Here is a 24,220-nt window from a genome sequence, read left to right as displayed (position 1 = left end):
CGTTACCCGAGCTAAGTACGGTAGCCGGTGATTTACCAACACCTCATATCACAGTGATATGGAGATCCCGTTAGGCATACCATGCGCGTATGACCCGCCGTTGGCCCGAGATGGGCGTCCTCGAACTGCTCGTCGGCGTCGACGACCACGGGAGCCTCAGCGCGGCCAGCCGGATCGCGGGCATCGCGCAGCCGAATGCCAGCCGATCCATGAAGCAACTCGAGCGGCAGTTCGGAATGCCCCTGCTGCAGCGCAAACCGACCGGTTCGACGCTGACGCCCCAGGGGACCGTCATCGCCCATTGGGCACGCCAAGTCCTCGCCGACGCGAGCCAACTGCTCGATGTCGCCGAGGGGATGCGCGCCGAGCGCTCGGCGGAACTGACCATCGGCGCCAGCATGACCGTGGCCGAGCACCTGATGCCGGGATGGTTGGGCCGGTTCCGGGGATTGAATCCCGATGTGACAGTCCATCTTCAGGTCCGCAACTCGGCTCAGGTCTTCGACTGTGTCGCCGACGGCTCCTGCGATGTCGGTTTCGTCGAATCCCCCTCGGTCCCGCCCTCGCTGCACAGCATCACCGTCGCTCGTGACCAACTGGTCGTGGTCGTTCCGCCCGATCACCCGTGGACCCGGCGACGGCGGCCGCTGACGATCGCCGAACTCGCCGCCACCTCGCTCCTGGTCCGTGAGCCCGGGTCGGGCACCAGGACCACACTCGACCTGGCCCTCCAGGAATACGAGCGCGCGCAGCCGATCCTCGAACTCGGCAGTGCCGCCGCCATCCGGACGAGCGTGCTCGGCGGGGTGGGACCCGCCGTCCTCAGTACGCTCGCGGTCAAGGATCAGGTGCGAACCGGCGAGCTGCGGGTGATCCACGTCGACGGCCTCGAACTCGGCCGGACCCTCCGAGCCGTCTGGCGACCGCCTCGCCAACTCGACGGTCCCGCAGGCGATCTCGTGCGGCTCGTACGAAGGACCGCACAAGAGCGCGCCGGCTGAATCGGCACCCTAGGGGTCGTTGTATCACCCCGTGGGTCCCGGAAGATCACCCAAGGGGGCGTGGTCCGGTTCGAGTTCGTGGATCAGGGTGGGGGTGTCCGGTTGACGGGAGTTCCACCATGAATCACCACACAGTCCTTGGCCGCCGCGTCGCCCGAGCGGCCGCAGGCACCGAGACCGCGGCCCGCCGCGACACCCACGCCGTCGTCATCGGCGGCAGCATCGCCGGCCTGCTCGCGTCCCGCGTCCTTTCGGACCACTTCGGCACGGTCACGATATTCGAGAAGGATCATCTGGCCGACAACGCCGAGCCGCGTACGGGGGTGCCGCAGGGCCGCCACGTGCACAGCATCTGGAAACGGGGCCTGACCCTGATGGAGGAGTCCTTCCCCGGCCTCACCGCCGAACTGGTCGCGGGCGGATCGGCCGAGGTCGAGATGACGACGGACTTCGCCTGGTACCACCGCGGCGTGTGGAAACTGCGAGTACCGAGCGGAATCCGCATCACGTGTCAGACGCGACCGTTCCTCGAATGGCACATCCGCATGCGGGTGTGCCAGATCTCCAACATCCGTCTCGTCGATCAATGCCACGTCAAGAGATTCGCCGCCGATGCAGGCAGGATCACCGGGGTGGTGGTCCAGTCGCACCGAGCAGGCGCCGCAGAGGAGACCGTCGCCGCCGACCTGGTGGTCGACGCGAGCGGTCGCGGTTCCGGGACTCCGCGCTGGCTCGAGGAATTGGGGTACGAACGACCCGCGATGTCGGTCATCGACGTCGATGTCGGATACGCGACGCGGTTCTATGACCGCCCGCCGCTCGAGGACCACCCGTGGAAGGCACTGATCATCGCGCCGACGCCCCCACACGGGAAACGGCTGGGCGTCGTGTTCCCCGTGGAAGATCAGCGCTGGATCGTCATGCTCGGAGGCTGGAACGGGGACCACCCCCCACGCGACGACGACGGACTCCTCGAGTTCGCGCGCAGCCTCGAGGCGCCCGACATCTACACGTTCATGCGCGACGGGGTGCCCTTGACACCGAGCGTGGGGTACAGGTTTCGCGCCAACACCCGCCGGTATTACGAACGGATGCAACGCTTCCCGGGCGGCCTGATCGTGCTCGGTGACAGTCTGTGCAGCTTCAACCCGATCTACGGCCAGGGCATGACGACCAGTGCCCTGGATGCGATGACGTTGCGAGAATGCCTCGAACGGGGAGTCCGCAAGGGTGACAGCCTCGATGCGATCGCCAACCGTTTCCGGAAGCGAGTGCCGCGGAGGCTCGAAGCACCGTGGCGGATGGCCGCGGGAGAGGACATGAACTGGCCTGGAACACACGGTGATCCGCCATTCGGTACCGCATTCATGAACTGGTACTTAGGCAGGGTCCATGCGCTCGCGGCGCGCGATCCGCGGGTGCTGGTCCAATTCGTGCGGGTGGCGAACATGATCGATTCGCCTGCCCGGATCTTTCACCCGAGGGTCCTGGCACCGGTCCTCACCCGATCAGCGCGGGTCGATCGCCTTCGCCTGATGCGTCAGAAGGTCCCGGCGTCGATCACGAAGCGATAGCGCACATCGCTGCGCACCACCCGGTCGTACGCCTCGTTGATGCGGTCCGCGGAGATCACCTCGATCTCTGCGCCGATCCCGTGCTCGGCACAGAAGTCCAGCATCTCCTGCGTCTCGGCGATGCCGCCGACCATCGACCCGGCCAGGCTGCGCCGGTTGGCCGCCAGCGAGAATCCGCTGACCCGGATCGGCTTCTCCGGCAGTCCGAGCTCCACCAGCGCCCCGTTGACCGCGAGGGTCGACATGTACAGGTCGATGTCGAGGTTCACCGAGACGGTGTTGAGGATCAGGTCGAACCTCGACCGCAGCGCCTTGAAGGTCGCGGGATCGCTCGTCGCGTAGTAGTGATGGGCACCGAAGCGCAGGCCGTCGTCCTGCTTGCTCAGCGTCTGACTCAGCACGGTCACCTCCGCGCCGAGCGCGGCGGCGATCTTCACCCCGACGTGCCCGAGCCCACCCATGCCGATGATCGCCACCTGCTTGCCGGGACCCGCGCCCCAGTGCCGCAGCGGCGAGTACAGCGTGATGCCTGCGCAGAGCAGCGGCGCGGCGACGTCCAGCGCGAGACCGTCCGGGATGCTGAGCACGAACCCTCGGTGACCACGATGTGGGTGGAGTACCCGCCCATCGTGTACTCGCCGTCACCGATACGCGAGTTATAGGTCTGTACAACGCGTTTGGTGCAGTACTGCTCGTCCCCGGACGCACAGGCATCGCAGGCGCCGCAGGAGTCGACAAAGCAGCCGACGCCGACGCGGTCCCCGACCTCGTGCAGGGTGACCTCGGAGCCGACGGCGGCGACGACGCCCGCGATCTCGTGGCCCGGCACCACCGGATAGTGGGTGCCGCCCCACTCGTTGCGTGCGGTGTGGATGTCGGAGTGGCAGATGCCCGAGTACTTGATCTCGATGAGCACGTCGAGCGGACCCAGGTCCCGGCGCTCGATGCCGACCTTCTCGAGCGGTCCATCGGCACTGGTCGCGGCGTAGGCGGAAACTGTGAGCATTCGTAAGTTTCTATAGGCCGAACCGATTCCGCGCAACGTGCCTGCCTCATTTCAGGTCTCGCGGTCGAGGCTCAGCCGCGTCCGGCCGTAGCCGGCCCTACCGAGCTACGTCCGGCCGTAGCCGGCCCTACCGAGCTATCGGAGACGTTCATGCCGGGTCTTCTCGAATGTCATCCAGAAGACCTAGTGAGCACTTAGCATTTGCCTCCAAGCGGAGGCCGTCTGTCGGACGCGATGCGCTGAACTGCGGATATGCCGACTACGAGAAGGAGTGTTCACCGATGAGGACCAGCCAGCAGCGACCACCACGGCGAGTACCCGCGCGATCCGTGACGACGGGGGCGCTCCTGCTGGCGCTCGCCGCCGCGCCGGTTCCCGCGGCAGTCGCCGCCGAGACACCGCACGTCGCGGATGCGCCGGCGTCGAGCCAGTCCCAGGACGGCACGGGGTCCGGCGACGCGTGGGCGGTGCCGACCCTGCCGGCCGACCGGTTCACGCTGATCGTCGCCTTCAGCTTCGGCAACAGGATGCCGGCGGGGGCAGACCCCGAGCGAACGGAGGGCGAGCCGGGCCCGGTCAACGAGGCACTCGCGGACACGGTCGTCGCGGCGCGCGGCGATCGGGACGTCCCGGTCTACGCACAGACGCCGATCGCGGATGTCCTGCGTACCAAGTACGGCATGGACGACGTCGTGGCCATCGCGGCCGACGTTCGCCCCGACGGGACGCTCGCGTATCTGTCGACCGATGGGGCCGCAGCGAAGGTCGCCGCCCTGCGCGGCGCGTCACTGGCGACCGACCTCGCCGGCGTGGTGGCGTTCGGAGACCACCAGTGGCGGGCCACCCGAACCGCGGAGGCCAACGGGTTCCGCGCCTATGCGCCACTGGGGATTTCGATGCCCGGCGAGTATGACCCACTGTCCGGCCAGGCCTGGACGAGGAGCCGCGAGATCTATCTGCCTGTCGACTACGCGGGCAGGATCCCGTTGCTGATCGAGACCGGGAGCGGAGCCGGCCGATAGGCACGGCCCTGCTTTGCCGTCCGATTGCGGCCCGCCGCACCCGCCGCACCGGACCGGACCGGACCGTAAAAAAGCAACATGGACACCTGGAATTCCCCTACAATTCGCCAGTTGGACAAATGTCCAACTGGGTCGGTTATTCCCGGAGGAGTTTCATGCGTAGATCACTCGCGACCACAATCGCGGTGCTCGGAACACTTTTCGCGCCTACACCCGCGTTGGCCTTCGCCGACGAAGTGCCTCCGACCCCGGTCAGCCAGATCCGCGTCGAGGGACGATCTCTCGTCGACGGGTACGGGCGCACGGTGCTGATGCATGGGGTGAACAACGTCGACAAGGAAGCGCCGTACCTCACCCCGGGGACGGACTGACCGCCGCCGACGCCGACCTGCTCGCCCGGCACGGGTTCAACACCGTCCGCCTGGGCGTGTCCTTCGACGGGCTGATGCCCGAGCGGGGCCAGATCGACTCCGCTTACATCAACCGGATCGCCGACACAGTCGACATCCTCGGAGACCGCGGCATCTACGTGTTGCTCGACAACCACCAGGACAGCCTGAGCAAGCCCTGGGGCGGCAACGGTTTCCCGGAGTGGTCCATTGAGGCGAGGCCCGGCCCCGGCGAACCGAACCCCGGATTCCCGATGAACTACCTGATGTCGAGCATGAACGCCGGCTGGGACGAGGTCTGGTCCAACAAGAACGGCGTACTCGACCACCTCGGCACTGCCCTCGCGGCGCTGGCCACGAAGGTCCAGGGCAACCCGGCCGTCCTCGGCATCGAGGTGCTGAACGAACCGTGGCCGGGATCGCCCTTCCTGACCTGCTTCCCAGGCGGCTGCCCGAGCTTCGACAAGAAGTACCAGGCGGCGATGCAGCGCGTCACCGACCGCATCCGGTCCGCCAGCCCCACCGTGCCGGTGTACTGGGAACCGAACGTCACCTGGAACCAGACGATGCCCAGCAACCTCGGCAACCCGCCCGCGACGCCGGCCATCACCGATCCGAACATCGCGCTGTCCGTGCACGACTACTGCATCCCCAGCCAGATGAGCATCTACAGCGGGCTGCCCGACTGGACGACGGCGGCCTGCCCGGTCCAGCACGACAAGACGTGGGGCAACATCGACGCGCTCGGCTCCCGCACCGGCCGCCCGATACTGGTCACCGAGTTCGGCGACGTCGACCCGGACACGCTCGCGGCCACCGCGTCCAGGGCCGACGAGCGGTTCGTCGGCTGGCACTACTGGCAGTACACGTCGATCGGGCCGGTGGCCGGGTATGACCCGTTCGTCGGCGAGGTCGGCGCTCAGTTGGTGCGCACCTATCCCCGTGCGACCGCGGGCACCCCGGGCCGGCTCCGGTTCAATCCCGACGGCGGCGACTTCCAATACGCCTACACCGCGCGAGCGGCGGCGAAGCCCACCGAGATCTACGTCTCGGACCTGCAGTACCCGGACGGCTACGTCGCCGAGGCGGAGGGCGGCCGGGTGACCTCGCCGGCAGGCGCGCGCATCGTGACGGTCGAGGCCGACGCGGGTGCGAAGGTGACGGTGCGTATCCACGGAACCGGTTCCGACGGGAAGAACCTCCCGGGCGACTCGGGTAGCGCGTCGGGCGGATCGTCGGCGTTGTCGGGCGGATCGTCGGCGCTGTGGAGCGGATCGTCGGCACTGTCGAGCACGGGATCCTGACGGGTGCACCGACGCGGAGGGCCCCGAACCGATCTCGGTTCGGGGCCCTCCGTGCAGGAGCCGCACCCGCCACTACCGCGACCCCTCACGGGCGGCGGCGGGTGCGCGGGATCGACGCGCTACGCGCTCGCGCCGTCGTTCGCTGCCCGGCGCCGCAACCGCCGAGCGGCCGCCACCAGGTTCCGCAGCGAGGGCTCGAGCTGCCAGTAGTGCCTGGTCTTGAGGCCGCCGTCCGGATTGGCCCACAGCCGGTCCAGCTCCACCGATTCCGAGGCCTCGGTGAGCAGCTCGTCGAGCTCGTCGATGTCCGGGATTCGGGCCGAACGGCTCTCGTACACACCGGGTCCAACGCCGTGGGTGAGCTTGCGGTCCTTGATGGCGTCGAGCACCCAGGTGATCGAACGGGTCGCCACGATCGCGGTCACGTCGCAGTCCATCCGCTCGATCGCGTCCACCACCGACTTCTGAGTCGTGTAGGTCAGGTGCGTGTGGATCTGCGTCTCCGGCTTGGCACCGCCGGTCGCCAGCTTGAACGCGTCGACTGCCCAGTCCAGGTACTCCTTGCGCCCGCCCGCCCGCAGCGGCAACAGCTCCCGGACCGCAGGCTCGTCGACCTGGATGATCGAGATGCCCGCGGCCTCCAGGTCGGCCACCTCATCCCGGATCGCCAGCGCCAACTGGTCCGCCGTCTCGTGCAACGGCTGGTCCTGCCGGACGAACGAGCGCGCCAGCATGGTGATCGGACCGGTGAGCATGCCCTTGACCGGCTTGTCGGTCAGCGACTGCGCGTAGCCGATCCACTCCACGGTCATCGGCGCCCGCCTGCGGACGTCGCCGTACAGGATCGGCGGCCGCACGCAGCGCGAGCCGTAGGCCTGCACCCAGCCGTTGTGCGTGGACGCGAATCCGTCCATCAGCTCGGCGAAGTACTGGATCATGTCGTTGCGCTCGTGCTCGCCGTGCACGAAGACGTCGAGGCCGATGTCCTCCTGCAGCCGGATCGTGCTCTCGATCTCGGCCTGGATCCGCTTGACGTAGTCCGCCCACTCCAGCCGTCCCTGGCCCAGCTCGTACCGCGCCTGGCGGACGGCGTCGGTCTGCGGGAACGAACCGAGAGTCGTCGCCGGCACCTTCGGCAGGTTCAGCTTCTCCTGCTGAGCCAGCCGACGGACCTCGTACGGAGCACGGATGCGGTCCTCGGCCTTGATGGCGTAGACCCGTTGGCGCACTTCGTGCTTCTGCTTGAAATGCACCTTCGTCGGCTTCTTGCGCCAGCGCTCGGACGGGCCCTCGGTGAGCGCCTTGGCCAGCGAGACCACCTCGCCGACCTTCTGCTTCGCGAAGGCGAGCCGGTCCGCGACGTCGCCGTCGAGTTCCCACTCGGCCAGCACGTCGTACGGCACGTGCATCAGCGAACAGGACGTCGAGACCACCAGATCCGGGATCACGTCCTTGAGCGAGGACAGGTAGGTGAGCGTGACGAGGTTGTCTGCCCGCCAGACATTTCGGCCGTTCACGACGCCCGCGTAGATGCGCTTGCGCTTGAGGCCGGGGATCTTCGCCAGCTCGTCGGCCGGGACCTTGCCGTAGACCAGGTCGAGTCCGAGCGCCTCGACCTTGGTGGCGGCCAGGATCGGCAGGGCCTCACCGAGATTCCCGTACGGACCGGTGACCAGGATCCGCGGCCGCAGCGGCGCGTGCGACAGCGTGGTGTACGCCCTGTCGAGCGCGGCCAGTTCCTCCTGGGTGCGGTCCTGGGTGAAGGCGGGCTCATCGAGCTGGACGCAGGTGGCACCGGCCTTGGCGAGCAACTCGAACAGCGCCTCGTACTGCGGCAGCAGCGAATCCAGCAGGTCGAGCACCGAGAAGTCGTCCACCGCATCGGCGCTCGCCTTCGACAGCAGCAACAGCGAGACGGGGCCAAGGAGCACAGGGCGCAGTTCGATGCCGCGCGCCTTGGCCCGTTCGAACTCGTCCATCAGCGCGTCGGCGCGCAGGGTGAACACGGTGCGCTCGTCGAGCTCGGGCTGGCGGTAGTAGTAGTTGGTGTCGATGAACCGCACCAGCTCCAGCGGCGGGAAGTCGGGCCTGCCGCGGGCCATGGTGAAGTAGAAGTCGAGTTCGTTGAGCTCGCCCTCGAGCGGGGCGAACCGGCCGGGCACGGCGCCGAAGAGCAGCGCGTTGTCCAGCACGTGGTCGTAGTAGGAGAAGGTGTTGCCGGGGACCTGCGTCAGGCCGGTCGCGGCCAGCTCGCTCCAGGTCTGCTCCTGGAGCTCCCGGCCGACGGCGATCAGCTCGGCCTGGCTGGACTTCCCGTGCCAATACGCCTCGAGTGCCCGCTTGAGTTCGCGTCGGGGCCCGATCCTGGGGTACCCCAGGACGCTGGAGCCGTAGGTGGCGGCGCTGTTGGACATCGTGTCGACCTCTCCCTCGATGCGCTTCGCGCCCGTGCGCGATCGGTACCCCGGCAGGGGTGAAAATCGCGCACGGGCGCCGAAGGTGCGTACTGGTGAAGCTGGCTAGCTTGCTTTCTTCGTGCTCCGACCGTTCTCGCCGTACTCATAGAAGCCCGCGCCGGACTTCTTGCCGACGAGGCCGGCCTCGACCATGCGCAGCAGCAGCGGCGGCGCCGAGTACAGCGGCTCCTTGAACTCCTCGTACATCGAGTCCGCGATCGACTTGACGGTGTCGAGGCCGACCAGGTCCGTCAGGGCCAGCGGACCCATCGGGTGGTTGCAGCCCAGCACCATCGCGCGATCCACGTCGTCCTTGGTCGCGAAACCGGACTCGACCATCCGGATCGCCGACAGCAGGTACGGCACGAGCAGCGCGTTGACGACGAAGCCAGAGCGGTCGGCCGAACGGACGACCTGCTTGCCGAGGACCTCGCTGGCGAACTGCTCGGCCCGCTCGGAGACCGCGGCGCTGGTCTTGAGGGTGGTGACCAGCTCGACGAGCGGGAGCACGGGCACCGGGTTGAAGAAGTGCATGCCGATCACACGCTCGGGCGCCTTGGTGGCGATGCCCAGCTTCATGATCGGGATGGAGGAGGTGTTGGACGCCAGCACCGCGTTCGGGTCCGTGACGACCTGGTCGAGCTCGGCGAAGATCGCGCTCTTGACCTTCTCGTCCTCGAGGACGGCCTCCACGACGAGCTGCCGGTCGGCGAAGTCGCCGAGATCGGAGGTGAAGCGCAGCCGCCAGGCGGCCTGCTCCCGCTCGCGCTCGGTGATCTTGCCGCTGCTCACACCGCGGTCCAGCGACCGCAGGATGCGGGCGCGGCCTGCCGCGGCGAGCTCGCGGGTCTGCTCGAACACCAGAACATCGACATGTGCGCGGGCGCACACCTCGGCGATTCCGGCGCCCATGATGCCTGCGCCGATCACGCCGACGCGCTGAATCTTTTCGCTGGTCACGTCAGCTCCTCATCGTCTAGTGGAGTCGTCCACACCGCGGGGCCCGGGCTGTGGGCCCCGCGGTGGGTGGGACGGGTCGTGCAGGTGAAGCGGGGGTTCCTAGTGGAACTGGCCCTCTTCGGTGGAGCCCTTCAGCGCCGCGGTGGACGTGTTGGGGTCAACCGTGGTGGCGATGCTGTCGAAGTAGCCGGCGCCGACCTCACGCTGGTGCTTGATGGCGGTGAAGCCACGCTCCTCGGCGGCCTTGAACTCGCGCTCCTGCAGGTCGACGAAGGCGGTCATGCCCTCGCGGGCGTAGCCGTGCGCCAGGTCGAACATGCCGTAGTTGAGCGAGTGGAAGCCCGCGAGGGTGATGAACTGGAACTTGAAGCCCATCGCGCCGAGCTCCTTCTGGAACTTCGCGATGGTCGCGTCGTCCAGGTGCTGCTTCCAGTTGAAGGACGGGGAGCAGTTGTAGGCCAGCAGCTGGTCCGGGAACTCGCTGCGGACGGCCTCGGCGAACTTCTTGGCGACCTCGAGGTCCGGCACGCCGGTCTCCATCCAGATGAGGTCGGAGTACGGGGCGTAGGCCTTGGCGCGAGCGATGCAGGGCTCGATGCCGTTCTTGATGCCGTAGAAGCCCTCGGCGGTGCGGGTGCCGTCGAGGAACGGGCGGTCACGCTCGTCCACATCGGAGGTGATGAGGGTGGCGGCCTCGGCGTCGGTACGCGCGATGACGACGGTGGGGACGTCCGCGACGTCGGCAGCGAGACGCGCCGAGGTCAGGGTGCGGATGTGCTGCTGGGTCGGGATGAGCACCTTTCCACCGAGGTGGCCGCACTTCTTCTCCGACGCGAGCTGGTCCTCCCAGTGCGAACCGGCGACACCGGCCGCGATCATGGCCTTCTGCAGCTCGTAGACGTTCAGCGCGCCACCGAAGCCGGCCTCGCCGTCCGCCACGATCGGGGCGAGCCAGTTCTCGACGGAGGTGTCACCCTCGACCTTGGCGATCTCGTCGGCGCGCAGCAGCGCGTTGTTGATGCGACGGACGACCTGCGGCACCGAGTTGGCCGGGTAGAGGCTCTGGTCCGGGTAGGTGTGACCCGAGAGGTTCGCGTCACCGGCGACCTGCCAGCCGGAGAGGTAGATGGCCTTGAGGCCGGCGCGCACCTGCTGCACGGCCTGGTTGCCGGTGAGGGCGCCGAGGGAGTTGATGTAGTCCTCGTTGTTCACGAGGTCCCACAGGATCTCCGAGCCACGGCGGGCGAGGGTGGCCTCCTCGACGACGGAGCCCTGGAGCTTGACGACCTGCTCGGCCGTGTAGTTACGGGTGAGTCCCTTCCAGCGGGGATTGGTGTCCCAATCCTGCTGGATCTCAGCTGCGGTCTTCGGCGTGCCGGTGGTCGACATCGAGGCTCCACTCTCTTGTATCTGCTGGTCCGGTACGGATGTACTGCTTCACATCCTTGCCAGGCCCTTCGTATGTACTTAACGAGAGTGGCATACACAAAAACTGCCGTCTACCTGTTGCTAATGCCAATCTTGGCTAGGTTTTCAACCGGTGTTGCTAACTTTGCAAACTTCATACCGGCCAAGCGAGCGCTTGGCTACCGGCAAGTAGGTTGGTGATCTACCGGCAAGTAGGTTCCGACCTGCGGATTGTTCGGGGCACGCGAACCGCCGCGGTTGCGCCGACATCCCGGCTCGACGGAGGGCCGTGCAGGGGCCCGATCACGGTGGACCCGACCCGGCTGTGAGGGCAATCACGTCGCCCGCAGGTCGCCGAACGACTCGTTCGCACCGTCGCGACGAGGTCCGCGCCGCCCGCCACGCCTCCGGCTACCGTGCCGGCATGAGACTGCGGCTCGGACGCCCCGACATCAACCGGTACGCCGATCGATTCGACCTCACCCCGGCGACCGACGGGCTCGCGGTCACGTTTCTCGGCGTCGCGAGCCTGCTCCTCGACGACGGCTCGTCGGCGATCATGACCGACGGGTTCTTCACCAGGCCGGGCCTACCGAGGGTGCTGCTGGGCAGGATCGCCCCCGACCCGGACCGGATCGACGCCGCTCTCTCCAGGGCGGCCGTCACCCGACTCGACGCGGTCATCCCGGTGCACACCCATTTCGACCACGCGCTGGACTCCGCGGCCGTCGCGGAACGAACCGGTGGGCTGCTCGTCGGCGGCGAGTCCACCGCCTCGATCGGTCGCGGGCACGGGCTGAAGGCCGATCGCATCGCGGTCGTCGCCGACGGGGCCGGCCTGCGGCTCGGGGGCTTCGAGGTCGCCATGATCGCGTCACATCACTGCCCGCCCGATCGCTTTCCCGGCGAGATCACCGAGCCGGTCGTTCCGCCGAGCAGGGTGTCGGCCTACCGGTGCGGCGAGGCCTGGTCGATCATCGTCGGCCACCCGGCCTCCGGGAGGTCGCTGCTCGTGCAGGGCAGCGCGGGGTACGTGCCGGGCGCGCTGGAGGGCAGGCGGGCCGACGTGGCCTACCTCGGGGTGGGGCAGCTCGGCATCCAGCCAGAGGAGTACATCGAGGACTATTGGCGAGAGACCGTCCGTGAGGTCGGCGCCCGGCGCGCGGTGCTGATCCACTGGGACGATTTCTCCCGGCCGCTGTCCGAGCCACTGCGCGCGCTCCCCTACGCGGGCGACGACCTCGACCGCACGATGACGGTGCTCACCCGGCTGGCCGAAGCGGACGGCGTGGCGCTGAGCTTCCCGACCGTCTTCGCCCGTGAGGACCCGTGGGCCTGACCGCCGGTCACCGCTTGGTGGTCACCCTTGCGCCGTCACAGCCGCTTCCTGCGTCTCCAAGCTGGCCGACGGGGTGCGGAGGGCGGCCACGGCGCCCGCGTACAGCGAGCCCTTGATCTCGCCGAGCGTGCGCCCGCGGGTGTGCACCAGGCCCTGAGCACGGCCGACCGCCTTGGCGAGCACGTCGTCCCCGGCTGCGAGCTCGTCGACGAGTCCGTGGGCCAGCGCGTCGGTCCCGCCGTATCGGCGACCGCTCGTCAGCGCGGCGTGCACCGCTCGCCCGGGCAGACGTGCGGTCAGCAATTCGAGAACCCCCGGCGTGTAGCTGATGCCGACCGTGATGCCCGGCAGACAGAAGAACCCGCGGTCACCGCGCATCACCTGATGGTCGTGCGCGGTGGCCAGGATCGCTCCACCGCCGAACGTGTGGCCCGGCATCGCGGCGACGGTCGCCATCGGAAAGGTCAACAGCCGCGCGAAGAGCGCGTGCACACGATCCATGTACGAATTGAGCTGACCCAGGTTCTGCGCGACCCAGACGGTGTCGAGGCCGGTGGAATAGAACTTCCCGACCGCGGTTGTCACCAGGGCGGCCGGGCCCTGACTCGCTTCGACCTCGTCCAGCAGAGCCTCGGTCTCGTCGAGCCATCGCGGATTGAACGCGTTCTCCTCGTCCCGTTCACCCTCGGTTCCGAGGTAGAGGACGAACACGTCTCCCGAGCGCTCCATATAAGGCATGGCGAGACGATAGCCCCCGATCGTGGCCACCGCCGGATGTCAGACCGTGCTCCGCACCGGCAGAGCCTGTGCAGGCGCCGAAACCCGCATGACACCGACGGCCGTGATGGCCACACTCGCCGCGGCCGCGAGCCCCGCGGTCATCGCAGGGCCGAGTGGCGCCTGCAGCGCGCCTGCGACCATGAAACCGATCGGCATGCACACATTGGCGAGGGTCGCGCCCAGTCCGGCGACCCGTCCGAGCATCTCTTCGGGCACTTGGGTCGCGACGAGGACATCCGCCCAGACGCTGCCCAATCGAATCGCGGCGCCGACGACGAGCGCCACCCCTGCCATGACGGCAAACGGCGGAAAGAGGCTCAGCGCCACCAGGCCGATGCAGATCGCCCCTGCGCCAGCAACGCCGACTGCGCTGCGCGAGAGGGAATCCGCCGTCCCAGCAGCCTCGTTGCGACGATGCCACCGAGCGCGAACAGGGCCATGAGGTAACCCTGAGCGCCCGCGAACCATCGCTCGCCCGACCCCGCGTTCACGATCAGGAGCCAGGCCGGGACCGGGAGCGCCGTTTGTGCCGCCGACACCAGGATCACGGTCCGCAGCCACTGGCTGTCCCTGATGAATCGGAAACCCGCACACGTGTCCTGGACCAGCCCCGAGGGGGCGTCGGTTCGCGTCGGGCTCGGAGCGACCGCACCCGCGGCAGTTGCACCCACCGCAACGGCCGCGACAAGCAGAAATGCTGACATCGTGGGTCCGGTGGCCGAGATGAGCAGTGCCGCTGCCGCAGGCGAAACCACCTGCACAGTGAGGCTCAGCGAATGCCAGGTCGCCAGCTGACCCGCCCGATCGTCGCGTGGAACCGAGAGATAGACCGCGGTTGCCGCGGCAGGCTGCGACAGCCCACTACACATGCCCAAGGCGATCATGACGGGCAGAATGTGAAGTCCTCCCGCAAGCGCAGGAAGTACGGCAATCAGCGCGCAACGACCGGCGTAAGTCGAGAGAATGATCGCCCGTTTGTCGAGCCGGTCCGCCAACGTGCCTGCAATGATCCCCGCTCCGAGAATTCCGACGCATCGAGCGCCGAAGGCCAGGGCAAGGAGCGCCGCATCTCCCCCGGCCGCAATGACGAGCCCTGCCGCTATCACCACGATGGCGGAATCTGCGACGGGGCCGGCGAGAAGGAAGGCGAACCCCAGTCTGGACCGGAGCCTTCCGCGCATCACGAGCCGTCCGGGAGGTAGAACCTCATCGAAAAGCCCTCGGGGGTGAGGGTTCTGCGCTCGTTCACCTTCAGTTCGGCGCCGGACAGCTGAATTCGCATCGTGGAACTTCGGACGATCTCACCCAACACGGTCGACATCTCCCGCTCCGCGAACTTCGCGCCCACGCACCATCGCGGCCCACCGCCGAACGGTATGTACTCGCCGCGCTCAGGCGCGGCGTCGACCCACCGCTCGGGCCTGAAGTCGCCACCGGTCGACGCAAAGGTGGGCGATACCCGGTGGGTGACCCAGCTCGACACCATCACCACGCTGCCCGCCTTCATTTCCCAGTCCCCGAAAGGGATGTCCTCGGCCGCGTCACGGCCCAACATCCACGAGGGCGGCCACAGGCGGAGCGTCTCCGACACCACCCGCGTGAGCGCACCGGCACCGCCCTCACCTCGCAGCTGCTCTTGGAGGGCGGTTCGCCCACCGAGCTCGACCATGCCCCACAGGATGGCCGACGCCGGGACGCCATGCGCAGCCAGGAGTGTCGAAATAATCATCTGCACAACGTCTTTGAGGGGGAGGTCTGCGGATCGCAGGTCATCACACAATCCGTCCGCGCCGGGCGCCTGCGCCAGTTTCGCCACGGCCGATTCGAGATTGCGTAGCGACCTGCGGACGCGCAGATCGGAGGGCCGCCAGCGCAACCATCTGGGGAGGACGAAAGGGCTCGCGGTGATCGGGAAGAGTGCATCGAGAAGTTCTTGTGCGAGAGCAGGAATCTCGTCAGCGTTTCGAGTTCCGAAGCAGTACCGAGTGATGGACTCGGACGTGAGGATCTGCAAGGTGTCGATCAGTTCTCGATCACCGACCGTCCTCCCCGACCAACTCCCGACGATCGCGTTTGTGTCACGTGCGAGTTCGACTTGGTGGTCCTCGAGTCGCTGGCGCGATGCCAACGCCGCGGAGGCCGCCTTACGTGACTTCATCCACCGCTGCACCGATTCGGATCCGAGGTCGCCTGACACCTTGCTTCTGAGAAAGTTCTGCGTCGACAAGAACTTGCGATTGGATCCGACAAGTACGTCATGTACCTCGCGATGACCCGACACGAGGAAAGTCCCCGGCCAGAGTTCGACTATCGGACCGAGCGCCGCGGCGTCGAGCAGAAAGGCCAGCCGCCCACGATCGTACGTTTCCGCCAATGCCGCTCGAGATGTCCCGAGGAGTGGTGGCTGTGCCATTTTACGTCTCCCAATGAAATCTTATATCTCACAATGAAAGTGCGGGCGGCCAAATCGAAGTCGACCGCCCGCACTGTCAAACATTGTCAGGACCATTCGTACATGCCCGGCGCTTTTCGCGGCACAAAGCCGACGAGAGCGGCGACGGTGAACTTGATTCGACGCATTTCCTTACCTCCTTTCTGTTCTCGAAGTGACATGAACAAGATTGAGCCATCGGCGCGGGGACCAGAAGGTACCCAAGGTGTCGGATCTACCCACCCATCACCGGGCCGAATCCGGGCGTCTCGAGGGGTCGTTCGGTGAACTACGCGAGGACGGGCAGCTCTTCACTGCGAGTTCCGAAGGTAGAGAACAGAATCCGCGCACGGCGACGACCCGCGCGGCATCGGCGTCCGGGCGGGTCGAGGGTCAGGAAAAGCGGGTGTGGATGCGACCGAGCGGTCGCCGAGCGGAGGGGCGGACTACGGCGCCCTGTGCCCGAAGGTCAACGCCACGTCCCACGGCGCGACGCTCCAGGACTCGACGGCGGTCACCGCGAAGATCCCCGCGGCCTCGATGGTGCCCTCCGAGGCGGGCGAGGACACCGACGTCCCTGGCCTGCCGTCGTCGGGCACCTCCGGCCAGACCCCGGTGTCCCGCGGCACCGGTGCCGTCTCGATCACCGCCACCCGCTCCCCCGCGTCGTCGATGACCCCGAAGAAGCAGTACGGCTCCGACGGCGCATCCCAGCCGCCGAGCTCCACCACCCAGTACTCGCCTCGCGCGACGGCGGACGCCGCCGCGGCGGCCAGGAAGTGATCGAGGTCGGTCCAGGGGTTGCGCTCGGGGCGGACGGGGTCGCCCAGCCGGAACGCCCGCGTCTGAGCGTCCTCGGCGGATCCGGTGGACCGACCCTGCACCAGCAGGGTGCCCGCCTCTGCGTCGAGGAGGACCGTCTCACGGAAGCGGTCGTCCGGCACGGAGGTACGAGCGATCAGCCCGCGCCCCAGCAGGTCGCTGAGACCGTCCGGGTCGTCGACGCTCCACAGCCTGGTCCCGTCCTCGGTCCACGTGCGCAGCAGCCCGCCCGAGACGGGGCTGAGCATCGCGGTGGCCAGGCTCGCCCCGACCTCGAGGCCTGCGGGCACGTCGTTCGTCATCGGCCCAGTCTCCCAGCGCGCCGCGTCGCCTCCTGCCCCGCGTGCCCCCTGGCGCGGAGCTAATCCTGCGAACCCGTTGTTGCCAACCCCCGGCACCCCTCGTAACCTGGAGAAATGGCGAAGACCTATGTCGGCGCGCGACTGCGTCAGCTACGCACCGAGCGGGCCATGAGCCAGGCCGCCCTGGCCCAGACGCTGGAGATCTCGGCGAGCTACCTCAACCAGATCGAGCACGACGTGCGGCCGCTCACGGTGCCCGTGCTGCTGCGGATCACCGAGGTCTTCGGGGTGGACACCACCTTCTTCTCCTCGCAGGACGACACCCGGCTGATCGCCGAGCTGCGGGAGGTCGCGCTCGACCAGGAGATGGGCATCGACTCGGATGCCCAGGAGATCGCGGAGATGGTGTCCGCGCATCCGAGCCTGGCCAAGGCCATCGTGAACATGCACCGCCGCTACCGCAACACCACGGCGCAGCTGGCCGCGGCGACCGAGGACCGCTACAGCGACGGCAGCGGTAGCGGGGCGATCACGATGCCGCACGAGGAGGTGCGGGACTACTTCTATCAACGGCAGAACTACCTGCACGAGCTGGACACCGCCGCCGAGGAGCTCACCTCCCGGATGCGTTTCCACCGTGGGGACGTCGCGGGCGAGATCGCCAGGCGGCTCGAGACCGTGCACGACGTGCAGATCGTGCAGCGCATCGACCTCGGCGAGGGTGTGCTGCACCGCTACGACCCCGAGTCCCGCGTGCTGGAGATCTCCCCGCATCTGTCCGGCGGGCAGAAGGTGTTCAAGTTCGCCGCCGAGCTGGCCTATCTCGAGTGCGGGGATCTGCTGAACAAGATGGTCGACGAGGGCAACTTCACCTCGGAGTCGTCCCGGTCGCTCGCCATCCTGGGGTTGGCCAACTACTTCGCCGCGGCAACCGTGCTGCCGTACACGCAGTTCCACGACATCGCCGAGGAGTTCCGCTACGACATCGAGCGGTTGTCCGCCTTCTTCTCCCAGAGCTACGAGACCATCTGCCATCGACTCTCCACCCTGCAGCGCCCGAAGCTCCGCGGCGTGCCGTTCTCCTTCGTTCGCGTCGACCGGGCGGGCAACATGTCGAAGCGGCAGTCCGCCACCGGCTTCCATTTCTCCTCCAGCGGCGGCACCTGCCCGCTGTGGAATGTGTACGAGACGTTCGGATACCCCGGCAAGATCATGACCCAGATCGCGCAGATGCCGGACGGCCGCAGCTACCTGTGGGTGGCGCGGACCGTCGAGCGCAGGGCGGCCCGATACGGCCAGCCGGGCAAGACCTTTGCCATCGGCCTCGGCTGCGAGCTCCGGCACGCGCACCGCACCGTCTACGCGGACGGCCTCGACCTGGACAACCAGGCGGCCGCCACCCCGATCGGCGCCGGTTGCCGGGTGTGCGAGCGGATGAACTGCCCGCAGCGCGCCTTCCCCCCGCTCGGCAAGGAACTCGACATCAACGAGCACCGCAGCTCGGTGTCGCCGTACCTCATCCGCTGACTCCCCGCCCCACCCACCGTCACAATGGCCCACCCTCACCGGCGCCGCCCGCCGAGTGTGCAGTTGTCGACGCCGCACTCGACCGATGCCCCCGAAACTGCACACTCGGCGACGGACCGAGCCGACGAAACCGCTGCTCGGGCAGACCTGTTCACCTGCCGGTAATCCGGGACACAAACAAGTCACGCAGTGACATTCAGGCGCAACAACGCGCCCATATCGTCTGCGCTCACACGAATACAGCCCTGTATACGCATCGCGGATACAGGGCGTGTTCGGTGTGCGGCGCGCGCTGTCCGGCGGCCGCCTCCCCGACGAAGGAAAGGCTGTACATGTCCGTTTCTCGTAGGACCACGATCTCCAAGCGCGCCCTCGTTGCCCCGGCGGCCCTGGCCGCGGTCGGCCTGGTGCTCAGCGCGTGTGGCAGCAAGGCAGGCGACGAGACCGCCGCGTCCGGCACCGCCGAATCCTGTGTGAACACCTCCGGTGACACCATCAAGGTCGGCTCGCTGAACTCACTGTCCGGCACCATGGCGATCTCGGAGGTCACCGTCCGTGACTCCATCGCGCTCGCCGTCGAGGAGATCAACAACTCCGGTGGCGTGCTGGGCAAGAAGATCGAGATCGTTGCCGAGGACGGCGCCTCCGAGCCGACGATCTTCGCGGAGAAGGCCGAGAAGCTGATCAGCAGCGACTGTGTCGCAGCGGTTTTCGGAGGCTGGACCTCCTCGAGCCGCAAGGCCATGCTGCCGGTGTTCGAGGACAAGAACTCGCTCCTCTACTACCCCGTCCAGTACGAGGGCCTCGAGGACTCGAAGAACATCTTCTACACCGGCGCCACCACAAACCAGCAGATCATCCCGGCCCTGGACTATCTGAAGGAAAAGGGCGTGAAGTCGCTCTACCTGGTCGGTAGCGACTACGTGTTCCCGCAGACCGCGAACCGCGAGATCAAGGCCTACGCCGCCGCCAACGGCATCGAGATCAAGGGCGAGGACTACACGCCGCTCGGCTCCACCGACTTCTCCACCATCGTCAACAAGGTCCGGTCCGCGGACGCCGACGCCGTGTTCAACACGCTCAACGGCGACTCCAACGTCGCCTTCTTCCGCGAGTACACCAACGCCGGCCTCAAGGCCGCCGACATGCCCGTCGTCTCGGTCTCCATCGCCGAGGAGGAGGTGGCAGGCATCGGTGCGCAGAACATCGCGGGCCAGCTCACCGCCTGGAATTACTACCAGACCATCGACAGCCCGGAGAACAAGAAGTTCGTCGACGCCTACAAGGCCAAGTACGGCGCCACCAAGCCCACCTCGGACCCGATGGAGGCCGCCTACACCTCCGTCTACCTGTGGAAGAACACTGCGGAGAAGGCCAACTCCTTCGCCGTCGAGGACATCCAGAACGCCGCTGACGGAGTCACTTTCAACGCGCCCGAGGGTCTCGTGACGATCGACGGCGACAACCACCACATCACCAAGACCGCCCGCATCGGAGAGATCCGGCCCGACGGCCTCATCTACACCGTCTGGGACTCGGGCAGCCCGATCGAGCCCGACCCGTACCTGACCAGCTACTCCTGGGCCGAGAGCCTGGCCAGCAAGTAGCCGACCCGAGTAGCCGACGACAGAGAGTAGAGAGGACGGGCATTCGACATGGATGTCGTGATCGGACAGTTGTTCACCGGCCTGAGTATCGGGTCGATCCTGCTGCTGGCAGCGCTGGGACTGTCGCTGACCTTTGGCCAGATGGGCGTCATCAACATGGCCCACGGTGAATTCATCATGGCCGGGTCGTACACCGCCTACGTTGTGCAACAGGTGTTCTCGACGGCGGGGTCGTCCCTGCTGATCTCTCTGCTCGTCGGCTTCTTCGTCGGAGGGGCCATGGGGGTGCTGCTCGAGGTGACCCTCGTGCAACGGATGTACCACCGCCCGCTCGACACCCTGCTGGTGACGTTCGGCGTTGGCCTGATCCTGCAGCAGCTCGCCCGCGACATCTTCGGGGCACCCGCCGTCAACGTGGTCGCCCCTGAGTGGTTGTCCGGCGGCGTCGACATCCTCGGTGCCGTCGTCCCGAAGACCCGCATCTTCATCCTTGTGCTCGCCATCGTCTGCGTTGCGGTGTTGTCCGTCGCGGTCAAGACCACCCCGATGGGGCGGCGGATCCGGGCCGTCGTGCAGAACCGCGACCTCGCCGAGACCAGCGGGATATCCAGCCGCAGAACCGATATCACCACCTTCTTCATCGGCTCGGGCCTGGCGGGCGTCGCCGGTGTGGCGTTGACCCTGATCGGCTCGACCAGCTCCACGGTCGGCCAGTACTACCTCATCGACGCGTTCCTGGTGGTGGTGGTCGGCGGCCTCGGACAGATCAAGGGCGCGGTGATCGCGGCGTTCGCCCTCGGCATCCTCAACTCCTACATCGAGTACTCGACGACCGCCTCGATCGCGAAGGTCATCCTGTTCGTGATCATCGTCGTCTTCCTCCAGGTGCGCCCGCAGGGCCTGTTCGCCGTGAAGACAAGGAGTCTCGTATGACCGGCATGCTCACCCGCTGGCGGCCGCTGGCCGGATTCGGTCTCGCCGCCCTCGTGCTGTTCGGCCTCGCACCGGCGGTGCTCAGCGACTTCCGGCTGAACCTGCTCGGCAAGTTCCTCTGCTTCGCCATCGTCGCCGTCGGGATCGGATTGGCCTGGGGCCGGGGCGGAATGCTCACCCTCGGCCAGGGCGTCTTCTTCGGGCTCGGCGCCTACATGATGGCCATGCACCTCAAGATCGCGGACGCCGAGCTCAAGGGCAACGACGTGCCCGACTTCATGCAGATCGCCGGGATCAGCGAGCTGCCCGGCTACTGGACGCCGTTCACCTCGCCGCTGGTGACCGTCCTCGCCATCCTCGTGGTGCCCGCACTGGTCGCCTTCGTGCTCGGCCTTGGCGTGTTCAAGCGCCGGGTCAAGGGCGCCTACTTCGCCATCCTGTCGCAGGCGCTCGCCGCCGCCTTCGCGATTCTGCTGGTCGGCCAGCAATCGATCGGAGGCAGCAACGGGCTCAACAGGTTCCGCACCTTCTTCGGCTTCAACCTCAACGACCCAGCCAACAAGCGGATGCTGTTCTTCATCGCCGCCGGGGTGCTGCTCCTGGTCGTCGCGCTGACCCGGCAGCTGATGTACAGCCGCTACGGCGAACTGCTGGTCGCGGTCAGGGACCAGGAGGAGCGGGTCCGGTTCCTCGGCTACGACCCGGCGAACATCAAGGTCGTCGCGTACGTGGTCGCGGCCTTCTTCGCCGGTATCGCCGGGGCCCTGTTCGTCCCCATCGTCGGCATCATCTCCCCCGCCGACGTCGGCATCGTCCCCTCGATCGCGTTCCTCATCGGCGTCGCGATCGGCGGCCGCGCCACCCTGCTCGGTCCGGTGCTCGGCGCCATCGGCGTCGCGTGGGCGCAGTCCACCCTGTCCGAGAACTTCCCCTCGGGCTGGATCTACGCCCAAGGCCTGCTGTTCATCGTGGTTGTCGGCTTCTTCCCCGCGGGCGTCGCCGGACTGATCGAGCTGATCCGGCGCCGCAAACCGCGCGCGGACGCCCCCCGTGACGAGACCCCCGATGCCCTTCCCGAACTCGAGGTGGCCCGATGACCAACGCGACAGCTCCCGTGTTCGGCGGCAACGCCGGCATGTCCAGCCAGTACCTCGAGGTCCGGGACCTGCGGGTGACGTTCGACGGGTTCACCGCCGTGGACGGGGTGGACCTGACCCTGATGCAGGGAGACCTGCGCTTCCTCATCGGCCCCAACGGAGCGGGCAAGACCACCCTGGTCGACGCGATCACCGGCCTGGTGCCCGCCACCGGCTCGGTCGCCAAATCCGGTGTGGAACTGATCGGCAAGAAGGTGCACAAGATCGCCCGGCTCGGCGTCGGCCGAACCTTCCAGACGGCAAGCGTTTTCGAGCAGCTCAGCGTCCTGCAGAACCTCGACATCGCGGCGGGCGCGGGCCGCTCGGCCCTGACGCTGCTCCGCCGCCGCGGCTCCGTCAGCCCGCGGATCGAGGAGGCACTCGAGATCACCGGCCTCGGCCACCTGCGTGACAAGCCGGCGGGCATCCTCGCGCACGGGCAGAAGCAGTGGCTCGAGATCGGCATGCTGCTTGTGCAGAACGCCGACGTGCTGCTGCTCGACGAACCCGTCGCGGGCATGAGCCACGACGAACGCGAGGAGACCGGAAACCTGTTGCGGCGCATCGGCGGTGAGCGAACGGTCGTCGTCGTCGAGCACGACATGGACTTCATGCGTGCGTTCGCCACCTCCGTCACCGTGCTGCACGCCGGCAAGGTCCTCGCCGAGGGCACGGTGGAGCAGGTCCAGGCCGACCCGAAGGTGCAGCAGGTCTACCTCGGCACCGCCTCCGCCGCCGAGCCCGAGTCCACCGCCACGAAGGAGACCGAGAATGCTTGAGCTGAGGGATGTTCGCGCCGGCTACGGTCGCACCGAGGTCGTTCACGGCGTGACCGTCGAGGTGCCCGCAGACGGGGTGGCCGCGGTGATGGGACACAACGGGGCGGGCAAGACCACGCTGCTCCGGGCCGCGGTCGGGCTACTGAAGATCAGCTCGGGCCAGGTGCTCTTCGACGGCGAGGACGTCAGCAAGCTGCGCCCCAGCGCCAGGGTGGCCCGCGGCCTGGCCTATGTGCCGCAGGGACAGCAGTCCTTCGGGCAGCTCACCACGGCGGAGAACCTGCAGGTCGTGGCCGACGGTCGCAAGCGGGGACGGGCCCTGATCGACGAATCGCTCGACCTGTTCCCCGCCCTCAAGGGCCTGCTCACCCGGCGGGCCGGGCTGCTCTCCGGCGGCCAGCGCCAGCAGCTCGCGATCGCCCGCGCCCTGATCACCGAGCCGCGGATGCTCATCCTGGACGAGCCGACCGAGGGCATCCAGCCGTCCGTGGTCGCCGAGATCGAGAGCACCATCGTCGAACTCACCGGCCGCGGCGGTCTCGGCGTGCTGCTGGTCGAACAGCACATCGGCTTCGCCCTGCAGGCGGCGCAGAGCTACCACGTGCTCGAATCCGGACGGATCACCTCGACCGGCGAAGGCGGCCGCGGCGTCCGTTCGCCCGGCGCGGAGTCCGCTGTCCGCGCGGCGATGGCCATCTGACCATGGCCCCGAGATCGCGGGCGCGTCAGGAACATTCACACCTGGGAGAGCAGGTGTACCGGGCGCTCCGCGATGACCTGGTCTGCGGGCGGTTCAGCCCGCTCGACCGGCTGGGCGAGGAACGCCTCGCCGAGCTGTACGGCGTCTCCCGCACCCCCGTGCGGGAGGCCCTGGCCCGGTTGCTGTCAGAGGAGCTCGTCGCCCGCGAGGACGGCGGGCTGTTCCCGTACCGCCCGAGGTTCGAGGACCTGCACGGGCTGTACGAGCTCCGGATGACCGTGGAGCTGAGGGGCATCGACCGGGTCATCGAGGACCGCAGGCTCGAACACGCGCACGACATCCTGCGCGCCGAGCTCGAGCGCTGGATCCGGATGCGGGCGGAGCCGCCTGCGCCGGGCCCGGACTTCATCGCGAGCGACGAGGCCTTCCACACAGCGCTGCTGCGGGCCTCGGGCAATACGGCACTGAGCGAGGCGCTCGACTCGGTGCACAGCAAGTTACGCCCGGTGCGCCGGCTGGACCCGTGGACCCCGGACCGCGTCCGCGCCACCATCGACTCGCACCTGAAGATCGTGCGCGGCCTGCTCGCCGGCGACCTGGGGCCCGCGGCCGGGGAACTGCACCTGCACCTGATCCGGTCCAGGGACCTGGTCGTCGAGCGCACCGGCCAGGCGGTGGCCAGCTCCGCGATGGCCCGCGCGATCCGCGAGTAGCCGTCCGCCGGGCGTGCACCTGGCGTCGCCCG

21 protein-coding genes and 1 pseudogene are annotated in these 24,220 nt (G+C 67.7%); 13 read left to right on the top strand and 9 right to left on the bottom strand.

Going from position 1 to position 24,220, the window contains the following annotated elements:
* The first annotated feature begins 89 nt into the window (after positions 1–89).
* Together BTZ20_RS04895 and BTZ20_RS04890 are read left to right on the top strand one after the other, a co-directional pair.
* On the top strand, positions 90–1,001 hold the full coding sequence (locus BTZ20_RS04895) for a LysR family transcriptional regulator (protein ID WP_077040597.1): 912 nt from the start codon (positions 90–92) through the stop codon (positions 999–1,001).
* A 119-nt stretch (positions 1,002–1,120) separates the two neighbouring features.
* The gene (locus tag BTZ20_RS04890) at positions 1,121–2,575 is read left to right on the top strand and encodes an FAD-dependent oxidoreductase (RefSeq protein ID WP_145982213.1); all 1,455 of its coding nucleotides are present in this window, start codon (positions 1,121–1,123) and stop codon (positions 2,573–2,575) included.
* On the opposite strand, the pseudogene BTZ20_RS04885 reads toward BTZ20_RS04890, so the two are convergent.
* Positions 2,542–3,581: pseudogene (locus BTZ20_RS04885) on the bottom strand (NAD(P)-dependent alcohol dehydrogenase). The gene BTZ20_RS04890 and the pseudogene BTZ20_RS04885 overlap by 34 nt on opposite strands.
* A gap of 281 nt (positions 3,582–3,862) precedes the next feature.
* Between BTZ20_RS04885 and BTZ20_RS04880 the strand changes: the two are divergent.
* From BTZ20_RS04880 to BTZ20_RS04875, 3 genes are all read left to right on the top strand, one after another.
* The gene (locus BTZ20_RS04880; RefSeq protein ID WP_145982212.1) at positions 3,863–4,603 is read left to right on the top strand and encodes a hypothetical protein; all 741 of its coding nucleotides are present in this window, start codon (positions 3,863–3,865) and stop codon (positions 4,601–4,603) included.
* 155 nt (positions 4,604–4,758) lie between these two features.
* A complete protein-coding gene (locus tag BTZ20_RS27695; RefSeq protein ID WP_223263635.1) occupies positions 4,759–4,974 on the top strand; it encodes a hypothetical protein in 216 nt (71 codons plus the stop codon).
* Between the two features lie 56 nt (positions 4,975–5,030).
* The gene (locus BTZ20_RS04875; protein WP_077040595.1) at positions 5,031–6,296 is read left to right on the top strand and encodes a cellulase family glycosylhydrolase; all 1,266 of its coding nucleotides are present in this window, start codon (positions 5,031–5,033) and stop codon (positions 6,294–6,296) included.
* A 119-nt stretch (positions 6,297–6,415) separates the two neighbouring features.
* Here the strand turns inward: BTZ20_RS04875 and metE are convergent, their stop codons facing one another.
* From metE to aceA, 3 genes are all read right to left on the bottom strand, one after another.
* Complete coding sequence (gene metE, locus BTZ20_RS04870) at positions 6,416–8,710, bottom strand: 5-methyltetrahydropteroyltriglutamate--homocysteine S-methyltransferase (RefSeq protein WP_077040594.1); 2,295 nt, start codon at positions 8,708–8,710, stop codon at positions 6,416–6,418.
* 105 nt (positions 8,711–8,815) lie between these two features.
* Positions 8,816–9,712, bottom strand: a complete 897-nt coding sequence (locus tag BTZ20_RS04865) for a 3-hydroxybutyryl-CoA dehydrogenase (protein WP_077040593.1) — start codon at positions 9,710–9,712, stop codon at positions 8,816–8,818.
* A gap of 99 nt (positions 9,713–9,811) precedes the next feature.
* On the bottom strand, positions 9,812–11,101 hold the full coding sequence (gene aceA / locus BTZ20_RS04860; RefSeq protein WP_077040592.1) for an isocitrate lyase: 1,290 nt from the start codon (positions 11,099–11,101) through the stop codon (positions 9,812–9,814).
* A gap of 442 nt (positions 11,102–11,543) precedes the next feature.
* On the opposite strand from aceA, the gene BTZ20_RS04855 reads away from it, so the two are divergent.
* The gene (locus BTZ20_RS04855) at positions 11,544–12,458 is read left to right on the top strand and encodes an MBL fold metallo-hydrolase (protein WP_077040591.1); all 915 of its coding nucleotides are present in this window, start codon (positions 11,544–11,546) and stop codon (positions 12,456–12,458) included.
* 21 nt (positions 12,459–12,479) lie between these two features.
* Here the strand turns inward: BTZ20_RS04855 and BTZ20_RS04850 are convergent, their stop codons facing one another.
* The 5 genes from BTZ20_RS04850 to BTZ20_RS04830 form a co-directional block, all read right to left on the bottom strand.
* The gene (locus BTZ20_RS04850) at positions 12,480–13,196 is read right to left on the bottom strand and encodes an enoyl-CoA hydratase/isomerase family protein (protein WP_077043486.1); all 717 of its coding nucleotides are present in this window, start codon (positions 13,194–13,196) and stop codon (positions 12,480–12,482) included.
* Between the two features lie 39 nt (positions 13,197–13,235).
* Positions 13,236–13,565 carry a hypothetical protein gene (locus BTZ20_RS04845; protein ID WP_077040590.1) on the bottom strand — a complete coding sequence of 110 codons (330 nt, stop codon included), beginning with the start codon at positions 13,563–13,565 and terminating at the stop codon, positions 13,236–13,238.
* Positions 13,556–14,419 (bottom strand): MFS transporter, encoded by an 864-nt coding sequence (locus tag BTZ20_RS04840; protein WP_145982211.1) that lies wholly within the window; start codon positions 14,417–14,419, stop codon positions 13,556–13,558. Before BTZ20_RS04840 ends, BTZ20_RS04845 begins: the two co-directional genes overlap by 10 nt.
* Positions 14,419–15,651, bottom strand: a complete 1,233-nt coding sequence (locus BTZ20_RS04835; RefSeq protein WP_083742526.1) for a cytochrome P450 — start codon at positions 15,649–15,651, stop codon at positions 14,419–14,421. Before BTZ20_RS04835 ends, BTZ20_RS04840 begins: the two co-directional genes overlap by 1 nt.
* Before the next feature lie 464 nt (positions 15,652–16,115).
* Positions 16,116–16,793: a hypothetical protein gene (locus BTZ20_RS04830; protein WP_077040587.1), complete on the bottom strand. Its 678-nt coding sequence runs from the start codon at positions 16,791–16,793 to the stop codon at positions 16,116–16,118.
* A gap of 114 nt (positions 16,794–16,907) precedes the next feature.
* Here BTZ20_RS04830 and ramB point away from each other — a divergent pair, with 114 nt between their 5' ends.
* From ramB to BTZ20_RS04795, 7 genes are all read left to right on the top strand, one after another.
* The gene (gene ramB / locus BTZ20_RS04825) at positions 16,908–18,320 is read left to right on the top strand and encodes an acetate metabolism transcriptional regulator RamB (RefSeq protein ID WP_077040586.1); all 1,413 of its coding nucleotides are present in this window, start codon (positions 16,908–16,910) and stop codon (positions 18,318–18,320) included.
* Between the two features lie 332 nt (positions 18,321–18,652).
* Complete coding sequence (gene urtA / locus BTZ20_RS04820; protein ID WP_077040585.1) at positions 18,653–19,927, top strand: urea ABC transporter substrate-binding protein; 1,275 nt, start codon at positions 18,653–18,655, stop codon at positions 19,925–19,927.
* Between the two features lie 48 nt (positions 19,928–19,975).
* Entirely contained in the window at positions 19,976–20,860 is an 885-nt protein-coding gene (gene urtB, locus BTZ20_RS04815; RefSeq protein WP_077040584.1) for an urea ABC transporter permease subunit UrtB, read from the top strand.
* On the top strand, positions 20,857–21,957 hold the full coding sequence (gene urtC / locus BTZ20_RS04810) for an urea ABC transporter permease subunit UrtC (protein WP_077040583.1): 1,101 nt from the start codon (positions 20,857–20,859) through the stop codon (positions 21,955–21,957). Before urtB ends, urtC begins: the two co-directional genes overlap by 4 nt.
* Positions 21,954–22,775 (top strand): urea ABC transporter ATP-binding protein UrtD, encoded by an 822-nt coding sequence (gene urtD, locus BTZ20_RS04805; RefSeq protein ID WP_077040582.1) that lies wholly within the window; start codon positions 21,954–21,956, stop codon positions 22,773–22,775. The genes urtC and urtD overlap by 4 nt, the downstream gene beginning before the upstream one ends.
* Entirely contained in the window at positions 22,768–23,475 is a 708-nt protein-coding gene (gene urtE / locus BTZ20_RS04800) for an urea ABC transporter ATP-binding subunit UrtE (protein WP_077040581.1), read from the top strand. The genes urtD and urtE overlap by 8 nt, the downstream gene beginning before the upstream one ends.
* Before the next feature lie 2 nt (positions 23,476–23,477).
* Complete coding sequence (locus tag BTZ20_RS04795) at positions 23,478–24,188, top strand: GntR family transcriptional regulator (protein WP_077040580.1); 711 nt, start codon at positions 23,478–23,480, stop codon at positions 24,186–24,188.
* Positions 24,189–24,220: the final 32 nt, after the last annotated feature.

This window comes from Rhodococcus sp. MTM3W5.2 (genome assembly GCF_001984015.1).
GTDB classification, from domain to species: domain Bacteria; phylum Actinomycetota; class Actinomycetes; order Mycobacteriales; family Mycobacteriaceae; genus Rhodococcus_G; species Rhodococcus_G oryzae.
Note: the sequence above shows the minus strand (reverse complement) of the source record. Positions and strands in the feature narration are given on the sequence as shown.